This window comes from Amycolatopsis sp. CA-128772, from assembly GCF_002904295.1.
Lineage (GTDB): Bacteria > Actinomycetota > Actinomycetes > Mycobacteriales > Pseudonocardiaceae > Amycolatopsis.
On the sequence record NZ_PPHG01000018.1, the window covers coordinates 121,190 to 146,070 of the forward strand.

The following is a 24,881-nucleotide window of genomic DNA, read 5'->3' on the forward strand; positions in this document are numbered from 1 at the left end:
GTGCAGCGGATCGCGCCGCCCGGGCGTCGAGAGGGCGTGCATGCTCTCGGCAAGATCGCCGTCGCCGGGCTGGCCCTGGTCGTCCTCGGCGGCACGGCGTACGGCTACGTGAACCTCCACGCCCTCGACGGCGTGTCGCGGGACAGCGTCATCGACGTGGACCCCGGGACGAAGCCGGGGGAACAGCCCGCCGACGGCTCGCTCGACATCCTGCTGGTCGGCCGGGACGCCCGCGCGGACAACCAGGGCAACCCGCTGCCCCCCGAGGTGCTGCGCGAGCTGCGGGCCGGCGCCAACGGGGACGACCTCACCGACACCCTGATCGTGCTGCGGATCCCGAACGGCACCAAGGAGGTGAAAGCGTTCTCCGTCCCGCGGGACAGCTACGTGTCGATGCCGGGCGGGAAGGGGAAGATCAACGCCGCGTTCGGGCGGGCGAAGGCCGCCGAAGCGAGGCGGCTGCGCAACGCGGGCGAGACCGACAAGGCGAAGATCGACCAGGGCGCGCTCACCGCCGGCCGGCGGGCGACGCGGCAGGCGGTCGAGGACCTCACCGGCGTGAAGATCGACCACTTCGCCGAGGTCAACCTGCTCAGCTTCTACGAGATCAGCAAGGCCATCGGCGGCGTCGACGTCTGCCTGAAGCGGGCCACCAAGGACGAGAACTCCGGCGCCGACTTCCGGGCCGGTGAGCAGCGCGTGGCGGGCGCGGACGCGCTCGCCTTCGTCCGGCAGCGCGACGGCCTCCCGGGCACCGACCTCGCCCGGATGCGGCGGCAGCAGGTGTTCCTCGCCGGGCTGGCCCGGCAGGTGCTGTCGGCGGGCACGCTGGCCGACCCGGGGAAGCTCGGGGACCTCATCGACGCCGTGAAGCGCTCGGTCGTGCTGGACAACGCCTGGAACCTGCTCGACTTCGTCGCCCAGATGCGCGGGGTCAGCGGCGGCGGGATCCGGTTCGAGACCATCCCGATCGTCAACGTCGACTACCGGTACGACCCGGCGAACCCGCGCGCGACGGCGGTGCAGGTCGATCCGGCCGCGGTGAAGGCGTTCGCGGCGAGCCTGATCGGGACCCCGCCCCCGGTCACGCCCGCCGCCCCGGTCACCGTCGACGTCGCCAACGCCGGCCCGAAGGTGGGGCTCGCGAACCGGGTGGCGGGTGTCCTGCGGGACAAGGGGTTCACGCCGGGCCCGACCCGCAACACCGACTCGCGGCGGACGTCGCTGGTCCGGTTCGGCCCCGAGCTCGCCGAGCGTGGCGCCGAGGTGGCGAAGCTGCTCGGCGGGCTGGCTACGCAGCAGTCCGCGACGGTCCCGGCCGGGCACATCGAGGTGGTCCTCGGGTCGGTGTACGCCGGCCCCGGCGCGGCCGGCGGCGGCGGGGCTCCCGCCGGTGACGGGGACGAGCCGATCACCTCGAACGGCGTCGTCTGCGTTTATTGACCGATTCCGGCGGACCGGATTTCGACGAATTCTCTGAAATGCCCCCGCAATTCCCGCGGGCGCCGGGCCCCCACCCGGTCACCGGACCACGGTGGACCACGCGGGTCAGTGGTCTTGACGCTGCCGCACTGGTGAGGCAGGGTGCGGTGACCGTCGGTGGGCAGGACCACGTGACGGCCCGAAAAGTTCACCCGATCGGTGAGCGAGTCGGAAAGTCAATTTCAGGGAATAAGGAAAGTCCGGGATTTATGCGCAGCAGCGTTGCCCGCGGTGGGTGGATCTTGCCGATCCTCGCGTCCGCCGTGCTTTGTGCCGGGTGCCAGCCGGCGTCCGCTTCGGTCCACTACCCCGGCGCGATCGACGCCTGCCGGCTGCCCGGCGCGAACCTGCCGGCGCAGCTCGCCGCCGGGACCGTCGAGATCCCGGCCGCCTCGGTCAAGACCGCCGACGCGAAGGTCGTCCCGGAGGACCAGCCCGGCGACGGCACCGAGGTCACCGGCTGCAAGCGCCTGTTCGCGCGTGACCTCGGCGGCGGGAAGGCCAACCTGCAGGACTACCGGCTGGTGACGATCGCCGTGGTGCGGTTCACCGACGCCGACTCCGACCAGGCGGCCACGAAGGCGAGCCAGCTGATGACCGACGCCCTCGGCGACCACTCCGGCGTCCGGCTCGTCACCGGGGTCGGCGACGAGGCCGGGTTCGCCGAGCAGTGGGCCGCCGTGCGCACCGGGAACGTCGTGCTGGGCGTGGCCATCGCCGACGGCGGCACCGAGGCCGCGCTGATCCCGGCCGCGACGCTGGACAACGTCCAGGCCGCGATGACGGACATGACCTCCACCCTGCAGCGGGACTTCCAGGGCTGAGGTTCAGGGCCGGGGTTCCAGCCGCACCACGATCGCCTTCGACACCGGCGTGTTCGACTTGTCCGCGACCGAGTCCAGCGGCACCAGCGCGTTCGCCTCCGGGAAGTACGCCGCCGCACAGCCGCGCGCGGTCGGGTACGCCACGATCCGGAACGCCGGCGCGCGCCGGTCGCCGTCGCGCCACTCGGAGACCAGGTCGGCCACCGTGCCGTCGGCGAGGCCGAGCGCGGCCAGGTCGTCCGGGTGCACCAGCACCACCCGGCGGGCGTTCTCGATGCCGCGGTAGCGGTCCGACAGCCCGTAGATCGTGGTGTTGTACTGGTCGTGGCTGCGCAGGGTCTGCAGCAGGAGCCGGCCCTCGGGCACCTGCGGGTACTCCAGGGCGGACACGGTGAAGTTGCCCTTGCCGTTGGCGGTGCCGGTGAATTCGCGGGAGTCGCGCGGGGCGTGCGGCAGCACGAAGCCGTCCGGCTCGCGGACGCGGCGGTTGTAGTCCTGGCAGCCGGGCACGACCCGCGAGATGCGGTCGCGGACCAGGTCGTAGTCGGCCTCGAACGTCCGCCACGGGACGGCGTGCCCCGCGCCGAACAGCTTCTCGGCCAGCCGGCAGACGATGGCGACCTCGGACAGCAGGTGCTCGCTCGCCGGCTTCAGACGCCCGCGCGAGGTGTGCACCTGGGACATCGAGTCCTCGACGGTGACGAACTGCTCGCCCGAGGCCTGGATGTCCCGTTCGGTGCGGCCGAGCGTCGGCAGGACGAGCGCGGTGCGGCCGTGCACGACGTGCGACCGGTTCAGTTTCGTCGACACGTGCACGGTCAGCGAGCACGACTCGAGCGCCTTCTCGGTCAGCTCGGAGTCCGGTGTGGCCGCCGCGAAGTTGCCGCCGACGGCGAAGAACACCTTGCCGCGGCCGTCGCGCATCGCCCGGATCGCGTCGACGGTGTCGAAGCCGTGCTCGCGCGGGACGTCGATGCCGAACTCGGCGGCGAGGGCGTCCAGGAAGGACTGCGGCATCTTCTCCCAGATGCCCATCGTCCGGTCGCCCTGGACATTCGAGTGCCCGCGCACCGGGCACAGGCCCGCGCCGGGCTTGCCGATCATCCCGCGCATCAGCGCGAGGTTGGCGATTTCGGAGATCGTCGGGACCGCGTGCTTGTGCTGGGTGAGCCCCATCGCCCAGCAGTAGATCGTGCGCGCGGACGACGCGATCATCCGCGCGACGCGTTCGATCTGCTCGCGCGGCAGGCCGGTCGCGCGCTCGACCGCCGCCCAGTCGATCTCCCGCAGGTGCTTCGCGTAGCCGTCGAAGCCCTCGGTGACCCGCTCGACGAACTCGCGGTCGACGATCGTGCCCGGCGCTTCGGCCTCCCACGCCAGCAGCAGGTGCCCGACGGCCTGGAACAGCGCGAGGTCGCCGCCGAGCCGGATCTGCGCGAACTCGTCGGCCAGCGGCGTGCCCTTGCCGACGACGCCCCGGACGTTCTGCGGGTTCTTGAACCGCATCAGCCCGGCTTCCGGCAGCGGGTTGACGGCGATGATCTTCGCGCCGCGGCCCTTGGCCTCTTCCAGCGCCGAGAGCATCCGCGGGTGGTTGGTGCCCGGGTTCTGCCCGACGACGACGATCAGGTCCGCCCGGTGGATGTCGGCGAGGCTCACCGAGCCCTTGCCGACGCCGGTGGTCGCCGCCAGCGCCGCACCCGAGGACTCGTGGCACATGTTGCTGCAGTCCGGGAGGTTGTTCGTGCCGAAGGAACGCACCAGCAGCTGGTAGAGGAACGCGGCCTCGTTGCTGGTGCGGCCGGAGGTGTAGAAGATCGCCTCGCCGGGGCCGGTCAGCGCCTTGAGCTCGCCCGCGACCAGCTCGAACGCGTCGTCCCAGGAGATCGGCTCGTAGTGCGTCGCGCCTTCGCGCAACACGAACGGCTCGGTGATCCGGCCCTGCTGGCCCAGCCAGTAGTCGGTCCTGGTCTTCAGCTCCCGGACCGGGTGCCGCGCGAAGAACTCGCGGTCCACCCGCCGTTTCGTGGCTTCCTCGGCGACGGCCTTGGCGCCGTTCTCGCAGAACTCGGCCGGCTTGCGCTTCTCGCCGTCGACCTCGCGGGGTTCCGGCCACGCGCAGCCCGGGCAGTCGAAACCCTCGCGCTGGTTCAGCAGCCGCAGCGCCTTGACGGTCCGGGCGGTGCCCATCTGCTCGACGCTGCGCGCGAGGGACACGGCGACGCCGGGTATCCCGGCCGCCCAGCCCTTCGGCTTGCCCACCTCGAGGCGGGTTTCGTCCACGTCCTGCGCCGGCGCTTCACGGGTCATGCGTTCATCGTGCGCCTCGATGATCGCCAGGCGCCACGAGGGTCACGCCTTTCCGGCGCGCAGCCCCCGGTCGGCGACGGTGACGAGCAGCAGCAGGCCGCTGATGACGACGAGCGCGACGGCCAGCCGGTGCAGGCCCGCGGAGTCCGCGTGCGGGCCGTAGCAGAGGGCGATGAGCGTCGAGGCCACGATCGCGCCGAGGTACTGGGCGGTGCGGAACAGGCCGCTCGCGGTGCCCATCTGCGCGGCGGGTGCCTCGCGGTAGAGCGTCGTCTGGTTGGCGACGCTGGTCAGGCCCTGGGCCAGGCCGAACAGCCCGGCGAGGGCGAGCAGCGCGCCCACCCCCGTGCCGTCGTGGACGAGCAGCAGCAGGGCCGAGCCGCCGGCCAGCGCGACGGCCACGGTGACCAGCCGCGCCTTGATCCCGGACGCGCGTCCGGAGAAGGCCGCGGCGCAGACGGCGGTGCCCGACATCGGCAGCAGCATCAGCCCGGCGGCTTCCTCGGACAGCTGCCGGGCGGTCTCCAGCCACTGGACGTAGCCGAACATGATCGCGTAGATGGCCATGAAGCTGAGCGCCTGCCGGAGGTAGGTCCGCAGGATCGCGCGGTTGGCCGCGAGCATCCGCAGGTCGAGGAAGGGCGCGTCGCGGCGCAGTTCGACGAGGGTGAAGGCGGTCCCGAAGGCGGCGACGACGGCCGGCAGCCAGACCTCGGCGCCCGGGTCCATCAGGAAGAACAGGAGCGCGAGCAGGGTCGCGGAGAACAACGCGATGCCGAGCACGTCGATCCGGGTGGCGGTGCGCTCGCCGCGGTCGTCCTTCGGCACCCACGCCCATGCCAGCACCAGCGACAGCCCGGCGAGCGGGATGTTCACCGCGAAGATCGCGGGCCAGCCGAACAGGCCGATCAGCACGCCGCCCAGCGTCGGGCCGATCACCATCACCGTCTGCGCGGACATCGACAGCACCGACAGCACGCGGGCGGGCACGCCCTGGCCGTGTGCTTCGGCGTGGTGGCGCAGGACGGCCATCGCGGCCGGGAACCCGGCGCACGTGCCGAGGCCGAGGACGACCCGCACCCCGGTCAGCCAGCCGACGGAGAGCGGGATCATCCCCGCGATCCCGGCGACGATCACCAGGCTCGCGCCGCCGAGCAGGACGCGGCGGGCGCCGTGGCGGTCGACCAGCAGACCGACCACGGGCTGCCCGACCGCGGTGGCGAGGTAGAGGGCGGAGATGAGCCAGGCGGTCTGGCCGGGGCCGGCGCCGAAGCTCTGCCCGATCGGTACGAGGGCGACGGCGATGAGCGTGGAGTTGATCGGGTTGAGCACCGCGCCGGCCACCAGCGGGGTGACCAGGCGGGCGCCGAACTTGGCGGGGGCGGTGGCGGTGGTCGTGGGGAACTCCCTGGTGGTCAGTGTTCGGCGACGCGCTGCAGCAGCGGCAGGGCGCGGGTGACGACGTCGAGCTCGGCGGGGGACAGCTCGTCCACCAGCGCTTGGGCCAGCCACTCGTCGCGGTGGTGCTGGATCCCGCGCACGGTGGCGGTGCCGGTGCCGGAGAGGCTGATCACCACCCGCCGCCGGTCGGCCGGATCGGGCGTGCGGGCGAGGTAGCCGAGCTCGTCGAGGACCCCGAGGGTGGCGGCCATCGACTGCTGCCGCACGTGCTCGGCCGCGGCCAGCTCGCCCTGCGTGGCCGGGCCCTCGCGGTGCAGCCGGTGCAGCACGGCGGACTGCGACGGCGTCAGGATCCCGGCGTTGTCGACCTGGCGCAGCCGCCGGTGCAGCTGCCCGACGACCCCGCGGATCCATCCGGCGCTTTCGGCCACGTGCGGAGGTACTTCGCCCATGCACACAGTTTAACTGTTCAGTCCAGACTGTGCATCTGGTGGGCTCAGGTGCGGCAGCGGTGGGCGGTCGGGACCGGGTGGTTCGGGTCGTAGTAGCCGGGCGCGTCCTGGTCGCCGGGGCCCGGGTCGCCGTCGTTCGTGTAGCCGGGGGCCAGGAAGCCGTCCTCGGCCGCGGCGCAGCCGGCCGACGAAAGCGCGCTTTCGGTGTGGAACGGCCACAGGCCGTTGCCGTAGGACATCCCGGTGTCGCGGCGGATCAGGAAGCTCTCGTCGACCCGCAGGAAGCTGACGAGGTCGCCCGGGCCGCGCAGCTGCTCCGGGTGCGCGGTGTCGAAGGCGTAGGCGATGGCGAACTGCGCGTCGATGACCAGCTGGTTCGGCCAGTCGGTCGCGCGCGCGGTGAGGGTGCCGGACGAGCGCGGGCCCTGACCGAGCAGGCGGTGGCCGTCGGCGATTTTCGTGAGGTGGCTCGCCACGCCGCCCTTCGACGGCTTCTGGGTCAGGTCGGCGCTGAGGGCCGGCCGGGCGTCCATGGCGAACAGCGCCAGGAAGGGTTGCGGATCGTGCCGGTAGAGCACCGCCGGGTCCAGCCGCGCGGCCGTGATGACCTGCCGGACCTTCGCGTAGGCGGCCGCGACCGCGTCGGCCTTGAAGGAGCCGATGTCGACGGCGGCCGGCGAGGTGATGCCGTCGAGGCCGGTGCGCCACGTGTCCGCGGGCGTGTGCGCGTACGGGTGCGCCAGGTCGACGGCCGTCACCCCCGAGAGGCGCGACGAGGAACGGCCGGCGAACACGACCAGGGTGGTCGTGACGGCCAGGATCGCCAGGAAGGCCACGAAGCCCCACCAGCGGCGGCGTTTCGGCGGCCTACGAGCCTGCTCCGGCTCCATCAGGTCCACGTAAGTCCCCCCAAGGTCGACGAATGATCATCGACGGCGGGGGACGGGCGTTACCCGAAGTAGGTGAACTCGTTGACGCCGGCGCCCTGGAGCTGGTGCACGATGACCGCCGCGGCGACCAGGGCGATCACGATGAGCAGGGCCAGCACGCCCGGCCAGCGGCTGTGCCCGGGCTGCCGGACCCCGCCCGTGCGGCGCTCGCGCTTGCGGCGCTTCTTGAGGTCCTTCTTCGCGCCCAGCCAGGCGTCCCGTTCGGCGTACTTCTGCCAGTCGGGGTTCATCAGGTCCGGGTGCGTTTCGAGGCGCCGGTCGTCCGGATCCTGCGGCTGCCGAGGCTCTGCCATCCCGAGTGCCTTCCCCCTGGGTGACCCGCCGTGACGGGTTCGTAGACTTGTCCATTGTGACCGAGAACGCTCCGCAGCAGACCACCGACCTTCCGGGTGCCTGGGACCCGGCCGCCGAGGAAGCACCGATGTACGACCGCTGGGTAGCGGCCGGGTACTTCACGGCCGACGCCTCGTCGGGGAAGCCGCCGTTCTCGATCGTACTGCCGCCACCGAACGTCACCGGCTCGCTGCACATGGGCCACGCCCTCAACCACACGCTGATGGACGCGATGAGCCGCCGCCGTCGCATGCAGGGCTACGAGGTGCTGTGGCTGCCGGGCATGGACCACGCCGGCATCGCGACGCAGAACGTGGTCGAGCGGCAGCTGGCCGGCGAGGGCCTTTCGCGCCACGACCTGGGCCGCGAGAAGTTCGTCGAGCGCGTCTGGGAGTGGAAGGCCGAGTACGGCGGCAAGATCCTCGGCCAGATGAAGCGCCTCGGCGACGGCGTCGACTGGTCGCGTGAGCGCTTCACCATGGACGAGAACCTGTCGAAGGCCGTCCAGACGGTGTTCAAGAACTTCTTCGACGAGGGCCTGATCTACCGGGCCGAGCGGATCATCAACTGGTGCCCGCGCTGCCAGACGGCGCTGTCGGACATCGAGGTCGACCACAACGACGACGACGGCGAACTCGTGTCGATCCGTTACGGCGACGGCGACAACGCCATCGTGGTCGCGACGACTCGCGCCGAGACGATGCTGGGCGACACCGCGGTCGCCGTCCACCCGGACGACGAGCGGTACGCGCACCTGGTCGGCACCGAGGTCGAGCTGCCGCTGACCGGCCGCCGCATCCCGATCGTGGCCGACAAGCACGTCGACCCGGAGTTCGGCACCGGTGCGGTGAAGGTCACCCCGGCGCACGACCCGAACGACTTCGAGATCGGCCGCCGCCACGACCTGCCGATGCTGACGATCATGAACGAGCGCGCGGAGATCACCGCGCCGGGCCCGTTCGAGGGCCTCGACCGCTTCGAGGCGCGCCCGGCGGTCGTCGCCGCGCTGCGGGAGGCCGGCCGGATCGTCGCCGAGAAGCGGCCGTACGTGCACGCGGTCGGGCACTGCTCGCGCTGCGACACGGTGGTGGAGCCGCGGCTGTCGCTGCAGTGGTGGGTCAAGGTCGAGGAGCTGGCCAAGCTGGCGGGCGACGCGGTCCGCGACGGCCGGACCAAGATCCACCCGCCGGAGCTGGGCAAGCGCTACTTCGACTGGGTCGACAACATGCACGACTGGACGATCTCGCGCCAGCTGTGGTGGGGCCACCGCATCCCGGTGTACTACGGCCCGGACGGTGAAGTGGTGTGCGTCGGCCCGGACGAGCAGCCGCCGTCGGGCGAGGGCTGGACGCAGGACCCGGACGTGCTGGACACGTGGTTCTCGTCGGGCCTGTGGCCGATGTCGACGCTCGGGTGGCCTTCGTCGTCGGACGACCTGGCCAAGTTCTATCCGACGAGCGTGTTGTCGACCGGCTACGACATCCTGTTCTTCTGGGTGGTCCGGATGATGATGTTCGGCGTGCACCAGATGGACGGGAAGCAGCCGTTCGACCACGTGTACCTGCACGGCCTGATCCGCGACGCGCAGGGCAAGAAGATGTCGAAGTCCCGCGGCAACGTGATCGACCCCCTGGAGTGGATGGACGCGTACGGCGCGGACGCGACCAGGTTCACCCTGGCCCGCGGCGCGAATCCGGGCGCGGACATGGCCCTGGCCGACGAGTGGGCGGCGGGTTCCCGCAACTTCTGCACGAAGCTGTGGAACGCGACGAAGTTCGCGATGATGAACGGGGCTTCGGTCGCCGATCCGCTGCCGGCTGCTGCTTCGCTGACCGAAGCTGATCGCTGGATCCTGGGCCGCCTGGGCGCGCTGGTGTCCGAAGTGGACGGCCTGTTCGAGGACTTCCAGTTCGCGAAGGTGGCGGGCGCGCTCTACCAGTTCACCTGGAACGAGCTGTGCGACTGGTACCTGGAGCTGGCGAAGGTCCAGCTGTACCAGGGCGATGCGGCCCGGGTGGCCGCTACCCGGTCGGTGCTGGGCCACGTGCTGGACACGGTCCTGCGGCTGCTGCACCCGTTCATCCCGTTCATCACGGAGAAGCTCTGGACGGCGCTGACCGGCGGTTCGTCGTTGGTGATCGCCGCTTGGCCGTCGCCGTTCGAGGGCTACGCGGACGCGGCGGCCGACGCCCGGATCGCGGACGTCCAGAAGCTGGTGACGGAGATCCGCAGGTTCCGGGCGGACCAGGGCCTGAAGCCGGGCCAGAAGGTGGCGGCCCGCCTGCAGGGGTACGCGGACGGCCACGAACCGGCGATCCGGTCACTGGTCCGCCTGACGGAGCCGGCTCCCGAGTTCGCGGCGAGCGCGTCCCTGGAGGTGGCCCTGACGGACGGCGTGGTGACGGTGGAGCTGGACCTGTCGGGCACGGTCGACGTGGCGGCGGAGCGCAAGAGGCTGGAGAAGGACCTGGCGGCGGCCCAGAAGGAACTGACCCAGACGGAGGCGAAGCTGGGCAACGAGGCGTTCATCGCGAAGGCCCCGGAGCAGGTGGTGGCGAAGATCCAGCTCCGCAAGGAGACGGCGTCGGCGGACATCGACCGCATCACGTCCCGGCTGGCGGCGCTGCCGGCTTCCTGAGGTCCCTCGACTGAGCCCGGCACTCCGCCGTTGTGGAGTGCCGGGCTTTGTCGTACCCCTCGGGTAGCGTGGAAATCGGGGGCTGCTCAGCCGGCTTCGACCGTCCGTGCCGCCTCGATCAACGCCACCACCTCCGGCGTCACCCGCCGGTCCGACGACGTGGCCAGGTACGTCGGCATCCGCGGGGTCGGGTCCCGCAGCGGCCGGAACGCCACGCCCGGCACCGGCAGCAGGTTTGCGTGCGCCCGGTAGAACACCGTCCAGTGTGGACGGCCGAACCCCAGTGTCCCCAACGTGTCCTGTGCCGTCGTGAACTCCTTGCCGAGCACCGGCTCGAACCCCGCCTCCCGGCAGCACGAAACGACCAGGTCGTACAACGGCTGGTTCCGCGCAGGCGGGCTCAACCGCACCGGAAGCGAAGCCAGCGAGGCGAACGGAACGACCGCCGAAGCAGCCAGCGGGTGCGAGGCCGGCAGCGCCACCAGCACCTCGTCCGTCCACAACGGCGTCAGGTCCAGCCCCGAAGCCGGCCACGAACCCCGCACGATCGTCGCGTCCAACGAGCCGTCGCGGACACGCTGGAGCCGTTGCAGAGTCGGCGCGTGGAGCAGCTCCAGCGAAACCGACGGGGCCAGCCGGGCGAAGGCGCTCAGCAGGACGTCCAGCCGGTCGCCCAGGCCTTCGCTCGTGCCCAACCGGAGCAGGCGGACGTCGCGGAAGTCCGCCACCGAGTCCGCCGCCCGGTCCGCCGCCGCCAGGACCGCGCGCGCGTGCGGGAGGAACCGGCTGCCCGCCTCGGTGAGGACCACCGACCGCGTCGTGCGCGAAAACAACGACACGCCCAGGGCCCGCTCCAGCCGCCGGATCTGCTGGCTCACCGCCGGCTGGACGATGTGCAGGCGCTCCGCCGCGCGGCCGAAGTGCAGCTCCTCCGCCACCGTCACGAAGTACCGAAGCTGACGCAGCTCCAACGCCGCCCCCGTTCATCAGGATCCGTGATCAGTGTAGGAGCCGACTGCTCATCGAAACGCGGGAAGCCGCGCAGCAAGCTCGAGCTATGCCCTTCTTGGAAGTCGACGACACCCGCCTCCACTACGAAGACGCCGGCACCGGTCCCGCCCTGCTGTTCGTGCACGGCTGGGGCACCAGCGGCCGCGTCTGGCAGTCGTGCCTGCCCGATCTCGTGCGTGACCACCGTGTCGTCACCCTCGACTGGCGCGGGTGCGGCCGCTCCGACCACCCCGCCGCCGGCAACACCATCGCCCGGATCGCCGCCGACCTGGCCACCGTGATCGAGACGCTCGAGATCAGGCCCACCGTCGTCGGGTCGAGCATCGGCGGCGTTTTCGCCACCGAACTCGCGCTCGCGCGCCCCGGTCTCGTCGGCCACGTCGTCGCGGTCGACAGCCCGGGACACTGGCCCAGCACCGGCATGCTCGAAAAGGTCCAGGACCTGCGGCAGCGGCTCGTCGACGACCGGGCCGGCACCCTCGGGAGCTGGGTGCCGAACTGGTTCGCCCCGGGCGCCGCGCGCGGGCTCGTCGACTGGACCGTCCGGCAGCTGCTCGACTCCGGCGTCTACATCGACGCCCTGTTCACCGAGTGCACCACCTACGACCCCCGGCCGCGGCTCAAGGACCTGAAGACCCCGATCACCTACCTGCACGGCGAGCTCGACGCCGAAATCCCCCTCGATGTGCCGCGCAGCTGCGCCGCCGAGACACCCGGTGCCCGCGTGCACGTCTTCGCCGGCTGCGGTCACCTCCCGCACCAGGAAAACCCGCGCGCGTTCACCGCCGCCCTCCGCGAAATCGCCTGAAGGAGCACGACGAATGCCCGAAGTATCACTACGCGCGACGACCGTCCACTACGACCGCACCGGCGACGGCCCCGCCCTGCTCCTGCTGCACGGCACCGCCGCATCCCGTGAACAGTGGGCGCCGCTGACCGCGCAGGCGGCCGGCTTCACCGTCCTGGCCCCCGACTTCCCCGGCTCCGGCCTGACCACCGACGACGGCGGCCCGCTCACCGTCGAAGCCCTCGCCGCCCAAGCCGAGGCCGTCCTGGACCACGCCGGCTTCGCCACCGCCCACGTCGCCGGGCACTCGCTCGGCGCGGTCGTGGCCGCCCACCTGGCCGGTACCCGCCCGGACCGCGTCCGGAAAGCGGTCCTGCACGCCGCCTGGCCGGTCACCGACACCCGCCAGGACGCCGAATTCCGCTACTGGCTCGACCTGCTCGCCACCGGCACCTTCGCCCGGATGCTCCCGCTGATGGCGTTCGGCCCGCGCTACTGGGACCAGGCCACCGCCGACAGCAACGAACAGCTGATCAAGACCCTGGAAACGGTGATCCAGCCCGGCACGGACCGGCAGGTCGCCGCGGACCGGGCCGTCGACCTGCGGCCGGTCCTCGGCCGGATCACCGCGCCCGTCCTGGTGCTCGGCAGCGCGCACGACCGGATCGTCACCGCGGACCAGCACCGTGCCCTGGTCGCGGCGATCCCGGACGCACGCGCCGCCGAGATCGACGCGGGGCACGGCGCCCCGGCCGAGCTGCCGGACGAGTTCGCCCGGCTCGTGCTGGACTTCGTCAGCGCCGCGCCCTGAGCACCACCGCGGCCGGCTTCACCCGTCGGCCGGGTCGCCGTCGCCCTGCTCACGGTAGGTGATCAAGGTGCGCCAGAACAGCAACGGCCGGACCGTGCTGCCGGGCAGCAGCCGGGCCGACTCGCGGCGCAGCTCGGCCAGCGTCGGGTAGTCGTCGAAGACGGGGGCCTTCGGACCGTCTTCGGGGCCGCCGTTCAGCCGCTCGCCGGCGTAGACGATCAGCCGCGCGAGCGCGTTGACCGGGACCGCGGCCAGTGCCTGCGCCCAGTCCACCGGCGTGCTCGGCCGGGCCAGGCCGAGCACCGCGAGCACCCCGCCCGGCACCAGCGCGCGGCGCAGCTTGGTGACCGTCCCGAACGGCAGGTGGTGCAGCGACGCGATGCACGAGATGTAGTCGTAGTGCGCCTCGGGCAGGGGGTCGGTGGTGACGTCGGCCTGCCGGTAGACGATCTCGCCCGGCCCCGGCGAACCCAGTCCGGCCGCCGCCGCCACCATCGCCGCCGAGACGTCGAGCGCCTCCACCGCCATGCCGGTCGCGGCCAGCCGCCGGGCGAACCGGCCGGTGCCGCAGCCGACGTCCAGCGCGATCCCCGGTCCCGGCGGCAGCAGGTCCAGCAGCAGCGGGTGGTAGTGGTCGTTGTGGTTGAACGGCATGCGTCGAGAGTGCCACTCGTCACGCACGTAGACTCGGAAGGCAAGTGCGAAAACCCCAGGCCGGAGGAGATTCAGTGCCGCAGGATGAGACAGGTCGCAGGCCGGACCTGTCGGATCTGGACAGTTTCGCGGGCGTCGACGAACTGGGGACGTCGGGCTACGAGGAGTCCGACGACCACGACCCGGAGCTGGACGTCCGGGACACCGCGTTCGAAGCCGGCGGCGGCTCGCGCGGCGGGATCGGCGGTGTCGGCCAGCTCGGCGACAACCTCGCCACCGGCCCGGTGCCCGACCTCACCGTGCCCGGGGACACCGAGCTGCACGAGCTCGACGACCAGGGCGAACAAGTCCAGTACGGCGACCCGGACGGCCCCGAGGCGCGCCGCGAGCTGATGGCCGTCGAAGCCGAGCTGAACCAGCGCTGGCCGGAGACGAAGATCGAGCCGTCGCTGACCCGGATCTCCGCGCTGACGCAGCTGCTGGGCGAGCCGAACCGCGGCTACCCGGTGCTGCACGTCGCCGGCACGAACGGCAAAGGCTCGACGGCCCGGATGATCGACGCGCTGCTGACCCGGATGGGCCTGCGCGTCGGCCGCTACACGAGCCCGCACCTGCAGCTGGTCACCGAGCGGATCGCGCTCGACGGCCGGCCGATCTCCGCCACGCGCTACGCCGAGCTGTGGCACGACATCGCGCCGTACGTGTCCATGGTGGACGGTGCTTCGGCGGACGGCGTCGAGCTGAGCAAGTTCGAGATCCTGACCGGGATGGCGTTCGCCGCGTTCGCCGACGCCCCGGTCGAGGCCGCGGTGCTCGAAGCGGGCCTGGGCGGCGCCTGGGACGCCACGAACGTCGCGGACGCCGACGTCGCCGTCATCACCCCGATCGGCCTGGACCACGTCGAGTACCTGGGGCCCGACGCGGTCAGCGCGGCGCGCGAAAAGGCGGGCATCATCAAGCCCGGCTCGGTCGCGGTGATCGCCGAGCAGGACCCCGAGGTGCTCAAGGTGCTGCTGGAGCGCGCGGTCGAGGTCGACGCCGCGGTCGCGCGCGCGGGCAGCGAGTTCGGCGTGCTGGAGAAGGAGGTCGCGGTCGGCGGGCAGCTGCTGAAGCTGCAGGGCCTCGGCGGCGTGTACGACCAGATCTTCCTCCCGCTGCACGGCGCCCACCAGGCCGCGAACGCCGCGCTGGCGCTGGCCGCGGTCGAGGCGTTCTTCGGCGCGGGCAAGGACAAGCAGCTGGTGGTCGAGGCGGTGCGCGAGGCGTTCGCCGAGGTCGAGACGCCGGGCCGGCTCGAGCGCGTCCGCTCGGCGCCGACGGTGCTGCTCGACGCGGCGCACAACCCGCACGGCGCCCGCGCGCTCGCGACGACGGTGTCCGAGGAGTTCGCCTTCCGCCGCCTGGTCGCGGTGGTCGGCGTGATGGCCGAGAAGGACGCCCACGGCATCCTCGACGCCCTCGAGCCGGTGGTCTCGGACATCGTCGTGACGCGCAACTCCTCGCCGCGGTCGATGCCGCTGGAAGAGCTCAACGCGCTGGCGATCTCGGTGTTCGGCGAGGACCGCGTGGTCGCCGAAACGGACCTGGAGACGGCGATCGAGACGGCGATCGCGCTGGTGGAGACCAACGACGACCCCGAAGAGTCCCTGTCCGGCGGCGGCGTGCTGGTCACCGGCTCGGTGGTCACCGCGGGCGAGGCGCGCACGCTGTTCGGGAAGGAGCCCGCGTGACGTCGCAGCCTCAGGAGAAGCCGAAGCCGAAGGACCCGATGAAGGGCTTCCGCGGCGTGATGTCGGGGACGCTGATCATGGAGGCGATCACGGTCGCCCTCGCCCTCCCGGTGGTGAACAAGCTCGGCGGCGGAATCTCCACGGGCACCGGCTGGACGGTCATCGCGGTGGCCGCCCTGCTGATCGTCACGTGCGGGTTCGTCAAGCGCCCGTGGGCGGTGCCGGTGATCCTCGGCCTGCAGGTGGTGTTGATCGCGCTGGTGGTCTGGCTGCCCGCGATCGCCGTGCTGGGGGTCATCTTCCTGGCCGTCTGGGCCTGGCTGCTGTGGCTGCGCCGCGACGTCGCCCGCCGGCTGGCGGCGGGGACGCTGGCGAGCCAGCAGCCCCAGCCGTGACATTTCGCTCCCGTCGTGCGACTCCTTGAAGGAATCGTCGATGGGAGCGAGCCTTGGCCAGGAAAGCCCTGCTCATCACCTTCACCTCGTACGACCCCCGTCGTTCCGCACGCCCGGCCGGAGTCAAATCGACTTCCAGGGGCTCTATGATGTCCTTCGCGATCCGGACATCGGCCGCCCGTGTCTCAGGCGGATGATCGTTCTCGACTTCTCCTGTTCCGGCTTGTTCATGGCGGCCTTGAAGAACCGGCGGAGTCCCTCGACGACGACGCTCGCCGTCGCAGCCACCAGCGCCCACCGGGACGTCCGGGCAGAGGCGGAGTGGTCCGGCGGACTGCTCACCGAGCGGCTGATCGACGGGTTGCGGACAGGGGCCGCCGATCTTGACCAGAACGGGGTGGTGACGGGACAGGGATTCGCGGACCACCTCGTCTGGCTCGCCGGAACGGAGCTGCAGCAGCCGGCGACGTATCGGCAGGGCTCTGTGGCCGACCTCGAAGTCGCCTGGAACCCTAGCTCGCCGAACGTGCAGGCGACCACGTCGGTCGTCGCCGAGGTGGCTCAGGACGACCCGCCGGGTTCCGACGTCGACTGGCGATGCACCTGCCGACCGGGATCTCCTCGACCGTGAGGCGCTCGCGAGCGTGGTCCGCGACCGCCTCGCTTACAGCATTTTCCGCTGCGTCCGCACCCTCGAAGGGGATACGCCGAGCCGGGACCCGCTGGCCTTGTGGAGCATCGTGCGGATGCGCCGGCCGAGCCTGTTCGACTACCTGGAATCGTGCCCCGAGGCCGTCGCCGGAGTCCTGGAGCCGATCTTGGTGGCCGGCCACTTCCCCACGGACTTGCACGGCGTGGCGACGTCCGCGCCGGTGCGGGAGGTGTTCACCTCGGCGCTGGGCGGGCCGCTGACGGCCGTCAGGATCCGGCAGTGCGCGGGAGAGCCCGTCACGGGTGCTGGCAGGCCCGCACCTCGGTGATGACGGCGTCGAGCGCGTCCAAGGCGTCCGCCGGTACGTCGAGGCGGTAGATCCGGTGCGGACCCGACCGGCTCACGGTCAGCAGGCGGGCGTCGAGCAGGATCCGCAGGTGCCGCGACACGGTGGACTGCGGCAGGCCCAGGGCCGCCTGGACCTCGCCGACCGTGGCGGACCCGCCGCGGTCGAGGAACACGCCGACGATCTGCACCCGGGTCGCTTCGCCGAGCGCCCGCAGCACGGGCAGGGCGGTGGTGAGGGCGTCCCGGATCACGCGGGCACCTGCTCCAGCAGCTCTTCGAGCTCCCCGGTCGGCAGGCCGTGCTGCCGGCCCAGGTCGACCCAGTCCCGCAGCATCCGGACCGTCTGCGGCCCGTGCCCGCCGAAGTGGCCGCGGAGGTAGCCCGGCACGTCGAACGGGGCCAGCCGGGGCAGCAGGGTCAGCGCCGCGAGCACGCCTTGCGAGCGCACCGGACGCGGATTCCGGCCGCCGTACCCGGCCGCGACCGCGGTGCGGGCCTGGGTCGCGGCCGCCGCGAGCTGCCGCGACGACCGGCGGGTCGCCGGCAGGTCGAACCCCGCCGCGTGCAGCCCGGCCACGACGGGCATCGTCGTCGCCGCGGACACCAGGGGAGCCGCGAGCGGGGCGGTCCGCGACCACCGCGGCCGGGCGAACAGGGACCGCAGCGAAGACGACGCGGGACCGGCGACGGTGAACCGGACCCGCGCCGGCGGCCACCACCACGTCGGATCGGCGCCGCCGGCGAAGAACTCGGGAACCACCAGCCCCCACGGCCGATCGCCCGCCAGCTCACGAAGCAGTTCGACCTCCGACGGCACCTGCGTGACCGCCGCGACGACCGCCGGCTGCGCGAGCAGCTCGGCGACGCCCGGCGAGGCGGGCGAGGCGGTGCTGATCACCACGTCCCAGCCTGCGCCGGCGGTCGTCAGTTCGACGCGCCGCCCGGCCTGCCCGGACCTCCGGAGCCGGCGGGTCCCGACGAGCCGGGACGCCGCCGTCCGTTCGCGCACCGCGAGCCCGACCTGGTGACCCTCGGCCAACGATGTTGCCAGCACCCGGGCCACCGGACCCCGGCCCACCACGAGAACACGCATGCCCGCACTATATCCGCATATCCGGATATAATGCTCAGAGGTAGTCGCCGTGCTCGATGTCGTCGAGCAGGGTCGGCTGCGTCGGTGACCAGCCCAGCTGCTCCCGCGTGAAGGCGCTGGAGACGGGCGCGTCGAAGCCGTAGACCGTGGCCATGAACGGGCTCGCGTAGTGGCCCGCCGCTTCGTCCGGCGTCAGCGACACCACGGGCAGGTCCAGGCCGCGCCCGATCGTCTCGGCGATGCTCCGGAACGGGACGTTCTCCGCGGCTCCGTGCAGCACGCTGCCGGCCGGCGCCTGCTCCAGGGCCAGGCGGAACAGGACCGCCGCGTCGAGCCGGTGCACCGCAGGCCAGCGGTTGCCGCCGTCGCCGACGTAGGCCGATTTCCCGGTCTTGCGCGCGGTGTCGACGAGCATGCCGATGAAGCCGTGGTCGCCCGGGCCGTGGACGGTCGGCGCGAGCCGGACGACGCTCGCGCGCACGCCGCGAGCGGCGAAGTCCAGGCAGGCCCGTTCGCCGGCGATCCGGAACGCGGCGAGCCCGGACGCGTCGGGCTCGTCCTGCTCGGTGCTCTCCCGGCCGGCGGGCATGACCAGCGTGCCGGACGTGCTGACGAACGGTTTGCCGGTCTGCTCCAGCGCGTGGCCGAGCGCCTCGATCGCCGTCCGGTCCCGCCGCATCATGTCGTCCGGGTCGCTGAAGTCGCCGCCGAAGGCCATGTGCAGGACGCCGTCGGCGGCTTCGGCGCCGGCGCGCAGGCTGCCGAGGTCGTCCAGTGCGCCGGGGTGCGGGGTGGCGCCGAGCGCTTCCAGCCGGGCGGCGGCCGCGTCCGAACGAGCGAGGCCGGTGACGGTGTGGCCGGCCGCGATCAGCCCGGCGACGACGGCGGGGCCGGTCAGGCCGGAACCGCCGGTGACGAAGACGTGCATGGGCTCTCCCGGGTAGTGACAGTGACTGACACCAACAACCGTAGCTCGTAATGTCAGTGACTGGCGTTACGGGTAAGCTGACCCGGTGCCACGCAGCGGGGAAGAAGCGCGCCGCCGCCTCCAGCAGGCGGCCCTGGAGCTGTACGGAGAGCGGGGTTTCGACCGGACGACGACGGCCGAAATCGCCGCCCGGGCCGGCGTCACCGAGCGCACGTTCTTCCGGCACTTCCCGGACAAGCGCGAAGTGCTGTTCGACGGCGAAGCCGCCCTGCGCGCGGACCTGACCCGGTCGGTGGCCGACGCTCCCGAGGGCTTGTCGCCGCTCGAAGTGCTGCTCCGCGCCTTCCGGAAGGCCGGGAAGATCCTCGAGCAGAACCGGCCGTTCGCCGAACCGCGGCTCGCGGTCATCGCCGCGACCCCGGCGTTGCGCGAGCGCGACCTGGCCAAGGCCGCGGCGATGGCCGACGCCCTGGCGGCGGCGCTGCGCGAGCGGGGCGTCGGCGACCGGCTCGCCGCGCTGGCCGCCCACGTCGGCTGGGTCACCTTCCACCACGCGGCCGGCGCCTGGATCCGGGAATCCGCGCGCAGCCTGGACGAGCACCTCGACGAGGCGTTCGCCGATCTGCGCGCGCTGTCGGCGGAGGCGAGCGGCTGAGTGCCCGCCTCCGCCGGGGCCCCTCAGCGCAGCACGACCACCCGCAGCGTGGGGGAGCGCAGGATGTCGGCCTCGCAGAACCGGCCCTTCACCCACTCGCCGCGGCTGTAGAGCTTCGTCTGGTCGCTGAAGTACGGCGACGCCGGGTTGGCCGACTGCGAGTACGTCAGCAACGTCGAGGAGTCCGGGCACCCGCGCCCGCCGAAGCCCACCACCTGGATGAAGCTGGACCCGTGCACGACCTCGGTGTTGCCGCGCGCCGGGTCCCACACCGGCGTCATCACATTGAGCACCCCGAGGAAGCCCTGGGCGCCGTGGAGGGGGATGCGCTCGCCGTTGCGGGTGACCGCTTGGCCGTCGCGCAGCCGTGCGTCGGGCGCCAGGCCCGCCGCGCGCAGCTCCACGAGGGCGTCCCCGAACGCCTTCCGGACGCCCGCGTCGCCGACGTTGAGCGTGTTCGGCGTGGTCAACGGCGCCTTCGGGTCGAACGGCACGCTGAAGCGCGGCAAGCCGCCGAGCCGGATGGCGAACCGCTGGAACAGCAGCGAACCCCGGCTGTCGAGCGAATACGTGTGGTCCCAATTCGCCAGCGCGGCGCAGGCCGGGCCGACCGGCACCGGGCCGGCCGACGAAGGCGCCTGCCCGTCCGGGAACGACGCGCACAGCTTCGCCAGGTCCGCCGCCGCCAGATCGGCGATCAGGCTGTGGTCGGCGAACAGCACCTTCTTCATCGAATCCGTGCTGAACCCGCCCTTTTCGGCCGTGAGCAACGCTTCCCGGGTGCGCGGGTTGCGTTCGGTGGCCTGGTCGCCGACGATCCGCGGGTAGCCGGTGATCGGCGCGCGGGCGTTCGCGAGCCACGCGCTGTCGTTCGTGTTCAGCTCGTAGTCCCGGCGCTGCTGCTGCGGCAGCCTCGACGGCGCGAAGAGCCCCGGTTCCAGCGCACCCGGGTCGGAACCCCACCGGCACGCCGACTTCCCACCGTCCAGAATGGGCAGTCCGTCGGCGGCGAACGTCTCCCGGCCCACCGGGGTGCTGCACGCCTTCGCCAGTTCGTCGGTGACGTGCGGGACGACCTGGATGTCGGCGTAGAGCGCATTGCCCGCCCGGTCGGTGGCGATCGTGTTGACCCACGGCACGCCCTGCGTGCTGCTGAGCGTGCGGACGATGTCGGCCGTGCTGCGGGCCTGGTCCAGCTCGAACCACGTGTTCAGCCCGCGCATGTTGGTCGCGTTGGCGTCGCGCAGCGCGTACGCCGACTTCGCCGTCCACGGCACCGCGAACCCGCCGACGTCGTTCAGCACCGGCCCGTACCGCGTCGCCCAGAAGGTCCGGCGGACCGGCTTCAGCGAGCCGTCGGCCTGGCGCACCTGGACCGTGACGTCACGGGAGGTCATCTTCTCGGCCTTGCCGTCGACGAGGTACGTCGTCGGGTCGCCGGGCGTCAGCGGCACCTCGAACAGGCCGAACGTGACCGGCGTGGACACCGTGTGCGTCCAGGCCGCGTCGGCGGTGTGCCCGATCATCACGAACGGCATGCCGAGCAGGCTCGCGCCGGCCACGTCGACCCGGCCCGGGATGGTCAGCTGGCTCTGCCAGAACCGGCGCCCGTCGTGCCACGGGTAGTGCGGGTTGCCGAGCAGCACGCTGCCCCGGCCCGCCGCGGTCCCGTCGCTGCCGACGGCGATGCCGTTGCTGCCGAGCCCGCCCTTGCCGAGCCCGTCGCGCAGGCTCGCGGACAGCTGCGCGGCCGGGCCCGGGCTCGCGGCCGCCGTGCCGGACGGCGGTGCCGCGAACAGCCCTTCGGTGACGAAGCCCAGGCCGCCGGTGACGGCGATCGAGTAGAAGTGGCGGTAGAAGTCCTGTTCGGTGATCGGCCGGACCCAGTCCGCGCCGCGGCAGGCCGGGTCGGTGATCCCGGACCGGCCGGTGCGGGCCAGGAAGGTGTTGAACCCCTTGACGTAGCCGGAGACGACCTGCCGGACCTCGGGCCGCGGCCCCTGCGGCGCGGGTTGCGCGACCAGCCGGTCGACCACGCCGGAGTCGTTGAGCTGCTGGAAGAACAGGTCGCTGTGCAGGTTGTTCTTCGCCTCGGACAACGACGGATAGCCTTCGCCGTCCGGGCCGAAGTACCGCGATCGCTGCGCGCTCACCGTGACGTAGATCTTCGCGAGTTCGCAGACGTTGTCGGTCGCCGCCGCGTAGCCGTAGCCGTAGCCGAGGCCCGCGAAGTCCCGGGCGACGATGTGCGGGATGCCGTGTTCGGTGTAGCGCAGGACAGCTTTCGCGTGGTCCTCTCCGGCGTTCGCGCCCCCCGCGCCGAGGGCCGTGACGGAGAGCGCGGCCGCGAAAACCGCCAGCGCCTTGCGGATGTGTGGCATTCGTACCCCCTTGTCGTGATCGCCACGCTACCGACGGCGATGACGTCCGGACATGGGGGAAACCCCCGGTATTCGTTCACCCGCGCGCAAACCGGCGTTGGCCGCGGCGGGATAGAAACCGCGCATGACCGAACACTCCCGCCGCACCCTCTTCAAGGCCGGGCTGACCGGCGCCTCCGCCGTCGCGGCCGGGCTCGCGCTGCCGTCCACGGCGTTCGCCGCGGTCCCGCTCGTCCGCCGCGACCGGCCGGTGCTCACCCACGGCGTCCAGTCCGGCGACGTCACCCCGGGCTCGGCCATCGTCTGGTCCCGCGCGGACCGCCCGTCGCGCCTGGTCGTCGAGATCGCGCGCGACCCGTCGTTCCGGCACGCCCGCCGCGTGCCCGGCCCGCTGGCCGGCCCGGACAGCGGCGGCACGGGCCGCGTGCGCGTCGCGGCGCTGCAGCCGGGCACCGAGTACCACTACCGCGTCACGGCGGAGGCGCTCGACGGCCGCGCCACGAGCGAGCCGTTGACCGGCCGGTTCGCCACGGCGCCAGTGGGCCGCCGCGACGCGCGGATCCTGTGGTCGGGCGACGTCGTCGGCCAGAACTGGGGGATCAACCCGGGCCTGGGCGGGATGACGATCTTCTCCGCGATGGCCGCCCGCTGCCCGGACCTGTTCCTGCACAGCGGCGACACGGTGTACTCCGACGGACCCCTCACCGAGACGGTCACCCTGCCGGACGGCCGGACCTGGCGCAACGTCGTCACGCCGGAGAAGTCCAAGGTCGCCGAGACGTTGGACGAGTTCCGCGGCCAGCACGCGTACAACCGCCTCGACGACAACTTCAAGCGCTTCGCCGCGCAGGTGCCCGCTTATGTCCAGTGGGATGATCACGAGGTCCTGAACAACTGGTACCCGGGCAAGATCCTCGACAACCCGGCCTACACCGAGAAGCGCGTCGACGTCCTCGCGCCGCGGGCGTACCAGGCGTTCCACGAGTGGCACCCGATCGACCCGCGCCGGGCCGTCGACGGGCGCGTCTACCGCAGCTTCACCTACGGTTCGCGGGTCGAAATCTTCGTGCTCGACATGCGGACCTACCGCAACGCCAACACCGCTCCGGAAAACACAGCGCCGCGCAGCGGCTCGGTCGAGGGCGGCGGCGGGGGCATGGATGGACAGACCAAGCCGGGCTACATCCTGGGTGACGCCCAGGCCCGCTGGCTGGCCGACGCGCTCGGCCGCAGCACCGCGACGTGGAAGATCGTCCAGGCCGACATGCCGCTCGGCCTGGTCGTCCCGGACGGCGCGAACATCGAAGCCGTCGCGAACAACCTGCCCGGAGCGCCCGGCGGGCGCGAGACCGAACTGGCGTGGGTGCTGCGGGAAATCCAGCGCCGCCGCGTCCGCAACGTCGTGTGGCTGACCGCCGACGTCCACTACACCGCGGCGCACCGCTACTCGCCCGACCGGGCGGCCTTCCAGGACTTCGATCCGTTCTGGGAGTTCGTGTCCGGGCCGCTGAATGCGGGCGCGTTCGGGCCCAACACGCTGGACCCGACGTTCGGCCCGGAAGCGGTGTTCGTGCACGCGCCGCCGGTGGCGAACACGGCCCCGGTCGACGGCTTCCAGCACTTCGGCGAGCTGAACGTCGACGGCGCGAGCGGCGACCTCACGGTGGACCTGCGGGACGCCACCGGGGCGTCGCTGTGGTCGAAGACACTGCACCCGCAAGGCCGCTGAACAGGGTCGGCTAGGCTCTCGCGCACCGAAACCCACCGTATTTAGGAGAAACACCGTCGTGACTGAACGCACGCTGGTCCTGGTCAAGCCCGATGGCGTCGCGCGCGGCCTCGTCGGCGAAGTCATCTCGCGGATCGAGCGCAAGGGCCTCAAGCTCGCCGCGCTCGAGCTGCGGACCGTGCCGCAGGCGCTGGCCGAGGAGCACTACGCCGAGCACAAGGAGCGGCCGTTCTTCGGCGACCTGCTGGAGTTCATCACCTCGGGCCCGCTGGTCGCGCTCGCCATCGAGGGCCCGCGCGCCATCGCCGCGTTCCGCCAGCTGGCCGGCGGCACCGACCCGGTCGAGAAGGCCACCCCGGGCACCATCCGCGGCGACTTCGCGCTGGAGACCCAGTACAACCTGGTCCACGGCTCGGACTCGCCCGAGTCGGCCGAGCGCGAGCTGAAGCTCTGGTTCCCCGACCTGTGATGCTCCTGAACCGGGGTCACGTGCGCGTGGCCCCGGTTCCCTGGTTCCCGGAGAGCCCATGACGACGATGCCGTTCGCGCCGCGTGACTACGTCCCGGTGCTCGCGGAGCTGACCGGCGCGTTCACCGAGGCGCTGCGCACGGCCGACCCGGCCGCGGCGGTACCCGACTGCGCCGGCTGGACCGTCGCCGACCTCGCGACGCACCTGGGCAACGTGCACCGCTGGGCCGCGACGGTCGTCCGCACCGGCGAAGTCCAGCCGCAGGACTTCGCCGCCGGGGCGGGCGACGACCTCGTGGCGTGGTACGCCGAAAGTGCGCAGCTCCTGCTCGGCGAGCTGCAGGCCGCCGAGCCCGCGGACCCGTGCTGGCACTTCGGCGGCACGGAAAAGACGAAGGCGTTCTGGTACCGCCGCCAGGTCCACGAGACCGCCGTCCACCTGGCCGACTCGGGGAGCGGGCACGTGCTCGACCCGGCCGTCGCCGCGGACGGGGTCGACGAGGTCCTGACCGCCTGGCTCCCGCGCGTCACCCGCTGGCACTCCGCGCCGTCGCTGGCCGCGCCACTCGTGCTGCGCGCCACCGACACCGGCGACGCCTGGACGCTGCACCCGGGGCAGCCGCCGGCCCTCGGTCCGGCCGTCGAGCCCGCCGCGACCGCCGAGGCGCCGGCGCGGGATCTCGTGCTGCGCCTCTGGAAGCGGACGGCCACGCCGCCGCGGTTCGGCGGCGACACCGCGCTCGCCGTCCGGTTCCTCGAGGCGCCCTTCACGGCCTGACCCGGTAGCTGTTCTAGACCATTCAGGCGGCGTTCACCGGGAAGCCTTCCCCCGGCCGTGCCGCTGCGCT

At 72.3% G+C, this 24,881-nt stretch carries 24 protein-coding genes; 13 read left to right on the forward strand and 11 right to left on the reverse strand.

Going from position 1 to position 24,881, the window contains the following annotated elements; all coding sequences use genetic code 11:
- Positions 1 to 36: 36 nt before the first annotated feature.
- Entirely contained in the window at positions 37 to 1,443 is a 1,407-nt protein-coding gene (locus C2L59_RS07425; protein ID WP_103348753.1) for an LCP family protein, read from the forward strand.
- Between the two features lie 281 nt (positions 1,444 to 1,724).
- Positions 1,725 to 2,306 carry a hypothetical protein gene (locus C2L59_RS07430; RefSeq protein WP_233223324.1) on the forward strand — a complete coding sequence of 194 codons (582 nt, stop codon included), beginning with the start codon at positions 1,725 to 1,727 and terminating at the stop codon, positions 2,304 to 2,306.
- A 3-nt stretch (positions 2,307 to 2,309) separates the two neighbouring features.
- On the opposite strand, the gene C2L59_RS07435 is transcribed toward C2L59_RS07430, so the two are convergent.
- The 5 genes from C2L59_RS07435 to C2L59_RS07455 all read right to left on the reverse strand — a co-directional run bounded on the left by C2L59_RS07435 (position 2,310) and on the right by C2L59_RS07455 (position 7,712).
- Positions 2,310 to 4,616: an FdhF/YdeP family oxidoreductase gene (locus C2L59_RS07435; RefSeq protein WP_103348754.1), complete on the reverse strand. Its 2,307-nt coding sequence runs from the start codon at positions 4,614 to 4,616 to the stop codon at positions 2,310 to 2,312.
- Positions 4,617 to 4,658: 42 nt separating this feature from the next.
- Positions 4,659 to 5,960 (reverse strand): MFS transporter, encoded by a 1,302-nt coding sequence (locus C2L59_RS07440; protein ID WP_103348755.1) that lies wholly within the window; start codon positions 5,958 to 5,960, stop codon positions 4,659 to 4,661.
- Positions 5,961 to 6,031: 71 nt separating this feature from the next.
- Positions 6,032 to 6,469, reverse strand: coding sequence for a MarR family winged helix-turn-helix transcriptional regulator (locus C2L59_RS07445; protein WP_103348756.1), 438 nt, complete (start codon positions 6,467 to 6,469; stop codon positions 6,032 to 6,034).
- Positions 6,470 to 6,513: 44 nt separating this feature from the next.
- A complete protein-coding gene (locus C2L59_RS07450) occupies positions 6,514 to 7,368 on the reverse strand; it encodes a hypothetical protein (protein ID WP_146060286.1) in 855 nt (284 codons plus the stop codon).
- Positions 7,369 to 7,418: 50 nt separating this feature from the next.
- Positions 7,419 to 7,712: a hypothetical protein gene (locus C2L59_RS07455; protein ID WP_103348758.1), complete on the reverse strand. Its 294-nt coding sequence runs from the start codon at positions 7,710 to 7,712 to the stop codon at positions 7,419 to 7,421.
- A 56-nt stretch (positions 7,713 to 7,768) separates the two neighbouring features.
- On the opposite strand from C2L59_RS07455, the gene C2L59_RS07460 reads away from it, so the two are divergent.
- Positions 7,769 to 10,390: a valine--tRNA ligase gene (locus C2L59_RS07460; protein WP_103348759.1), complete on the forward strand. Its 2,622-nt coding sequence runs from the start codon at positions 7,769 to 7,771 to the stop codon at positions 10,388 to 10,390.
- A gap of 86 nt (positions 10,391 to 10,476) precedes the next feature.
- On the opposite strand, the gene C2L59_RS07465 is transcribed toward C2L59_RS07460, so the two are convergent.
- The gene (locus C2L59_RS07465) at positions 10,477 to 11,361 is read right to left on the reverse strand and encodes a LysR family transcriptional regulator (RefSeq protein WP_103348760.1); all 885 of its coding nucleotides are present in this window, start codon (positions 11,359 to 11,361) and stop codon (positions 10,477 to 10,479) included.
- An 86-nt stretch (positions 11,362 to 11,447) separates the two neighbouring features.
- On the opposite strand from C2L59_RS07465, the gene C2L59_RS07470 reads away from it, so the two are divergent.
- A complete protein-coding gene (locus C2L59_RS07470; RefSeq protein WP_103348761.1) occupies positions 11,448 to 12,209 on the forward strand; it encodes an alpha/beta fold hydrolase in 762 nt (253 codons plus the stop codon).
- A 13-nt stretch (positions 12,210 to 12,222) separates the two neighbouring features.
- Positions 12,223 to 12,999 carry an alpha/beta fold hydrolase gene (locus C2L59_RS07475; RefSeq protein ID WP_103348762.1) on the forward strand — a complete coding sequence of 259 codons (777 nt, stop codon included), beginning with the start codon at positions 12,223 to 12,225 and terminating at the stop codon, positions 12,997 to 12,999.
- Between the two features lie 18 nt (positions 13,000 to 13,017).
- On the opposite strand, the gene C2L59_RS07480 is transcribed toward C2L59_RS07475, so the two are convergent.
- Complete coding sequence (locus C2L59_RS07480) at positions 13,018 to 13,653, reverse strand: class I SAM-dependent methyltransferase (protein ID WP_103348763.1); 636 nt, start codon at positions 13,651 to 13,653, stop codon at positions 13,018 to 13,020.
- Between the two features lie 74 nt (positions 13,654 to 13,727).
- Here C2L59_RS07480 and C2L59_RS07485 point away from each other — a divergent pair, with 74 nt between their 5' ends.
- From C2L59_RS07485 to C2L59_RS07500, 4 genes are read left to right on the forward strand one after another with little or no spacing between them, the layout of a single operon-like run.
- Entirely contained in the window at positions 13,728 to 15,383 is a 1,656-nt protein-coding gene (locus C2L59_RS07485; protein ID WP_103348764.1) for a folylpolyglutamate synthase/dihydrofolate synthase family protein, read from the forward strand.
- Between the two features lie 38 nt (positions 15,384 to 15,421).
- Positions 15,422 to 15,778 carry a DUF4233 domain-containing protein gene (locus C2L59_RS07490; RefSeq protein ID WP_199198968.1) on the forward strand — a complete coding sequence of 119 codons (357 nt, stop codon included), beginning with the start codon at positions 15,422 to 15,424 and terminating at the stop codon, positions 15,776 to 15,778.
- 40 nt (positions 15,779 to 15,818) lie between these two features.
- Positions 15,819 to 16,409 carry a hypothetical protein gene (locus C2L59_RS07495; protein ID WP_103348766.1) on the forward strand — a complete coding sequence of 197 codons (591 nt, stop codon included), beginning with the start codon at positions 15,819 to 15,821 and terminating at the stop codon, positions 16,407 to 16,409.
- A gap of 13 nt (positions 16,410 to 16,422) precedes the next feature.
- On the forward strand, positions 16,423 to 16,758 hold the full coding sequence (locus C2L59_RS07500; RefSeq protein ID WP_103348767.1) for a hypothetical protein: 336 nt from the start codon (positions 16,423 to 16,425) through the stop codon (positions 16,756 to 16,758).
- Here the strand turns inward: C2L59_RS07500 and C2L59_RS07505 are convergent.
- From C2L59_RS07505 to C2L59_RS07515, 3 genes are read right to left on the reverse strand one after another with little or no spacing between them, the layout of a single operon-like run.
- Positions 16,727 to 17,029, reverse strand: coding sequence for a helix-turn-helix transcriptional regulator (locus C2L59_RS07505; protein ID WP_103348768.1), 303 nt, complete (start codon positions 17,027 to 17,029; stop codon positions 16,727 to 16,729). The two genes, C2L59_RS07500 and C2L59_RS07505, sit on opposite strands and share 32 nt — an antisense overlap.
- Entirely contained in the window at positions 17,026 to 17,871 is an 846-nt protein-coding gene (locus C2L59_RS07510; RefSeq protein WP_146060287.1) for a hypothetical protein, read from the reverse strand. Before C2L59_RS07510 ends, C2L59_RS07505 begins: the two co-directional genes overlap by 4 nt.
- A 34-nt stretch (positions 17,872 to 17,905) precedes the next feature.
- A complete protein-coding gene (locus C2L59_RS07515; protein ID WP_103348770.1) occupies positions 17,906 to 18,799 on the reverse strand; it encodes an SDR family oxidoreductase in 894 nt (297 codons plus the stop codon).
- Between the two features lie 85 nt (positions 18,800 to 18,884).
- Here C2L59_RS07515 and C2L59_RS07520 point away from each other — a divergent pair, with 85 nt between their 5' ends.
- A complete protein-coding gene (locus tag C2L59_RS07520; protein ID WP_103348771.1) occupies positions 18,885 to 19,454 on the forward strand; it encodes a TetR family transcriptional regulator in 570 nt (189 codons plus the stop codon).
- Between the two features lie 23 nt (positions 19,455 to 19,477).
- Here the strand turns inward: C2L59_RS07520 and C2L59_RS07525 are convergent, their stop codons facing one another.
- The gene (locus C2L59_RS07525) at positions 19,478 to 21,835 is read right to left on the reverse strand and encodes a penicillin acylase family protein (RefSeq protein ID WP_103348772.1); all 2,358 of its coding nucleotides are present in this window, start codon (positions 21,833 to 21,835) and stop codon (positions 19,478 to 19,480) included.
- A 124-nt stretch (positions 21,836 to 21,959) separates the two neighbouring features.
- Here C2L59_RS07525 and C2L59_RS07530 point away from each other — a divergent pair, with 124 nt between their 5' ends.
- From C2L59_RS07530 to C2L59_RS07540, 3 genes are read left to right on the forward strand one after another with little or no spacing between them, the layout of a single operon-like run.
- Entirely contained in the window at positions 21,960 to 23,564 is a 1,605-nt protein-coding gene (locus C2L59_RS07530) for an alkaline phosphatase (RefSeq protein ID WP_103348773.1), read from the forward strand.
- A 58-nt stretch (positions 23,565 to 23,622) separates the two neighbouring features.
- The gene (gene ndk, locus C2L59_RS07535) at positions 23,623 to 24,033 is read left to right on the forward strand and encodes a nucleoside-diphosphate kinase (protein ID WP_103348774.1); all 411 of its coding nucleotides are present in this window, start codon (positions 23,623 to 23,625) and stop codon (positions 24,031 to 24,033) included.
- 58 nt (positions 24,034 to 24,091) lie between these two features.
- Positions 24,092 to 24,811 (forward strand): maleylpyruvate isomerase family mycothiol-dependent enzyme, encoded by a 720-nt coding sequence (locus tag C2L59_RS07540; protein WP_103348775.1) that lies wholly within the window; start codon positions 24,092 to 24,094, stop codon positions 24,809 to 24,811.
- Positions 24,812 to 24,881 lie beyond the last annotated feature (70 nt).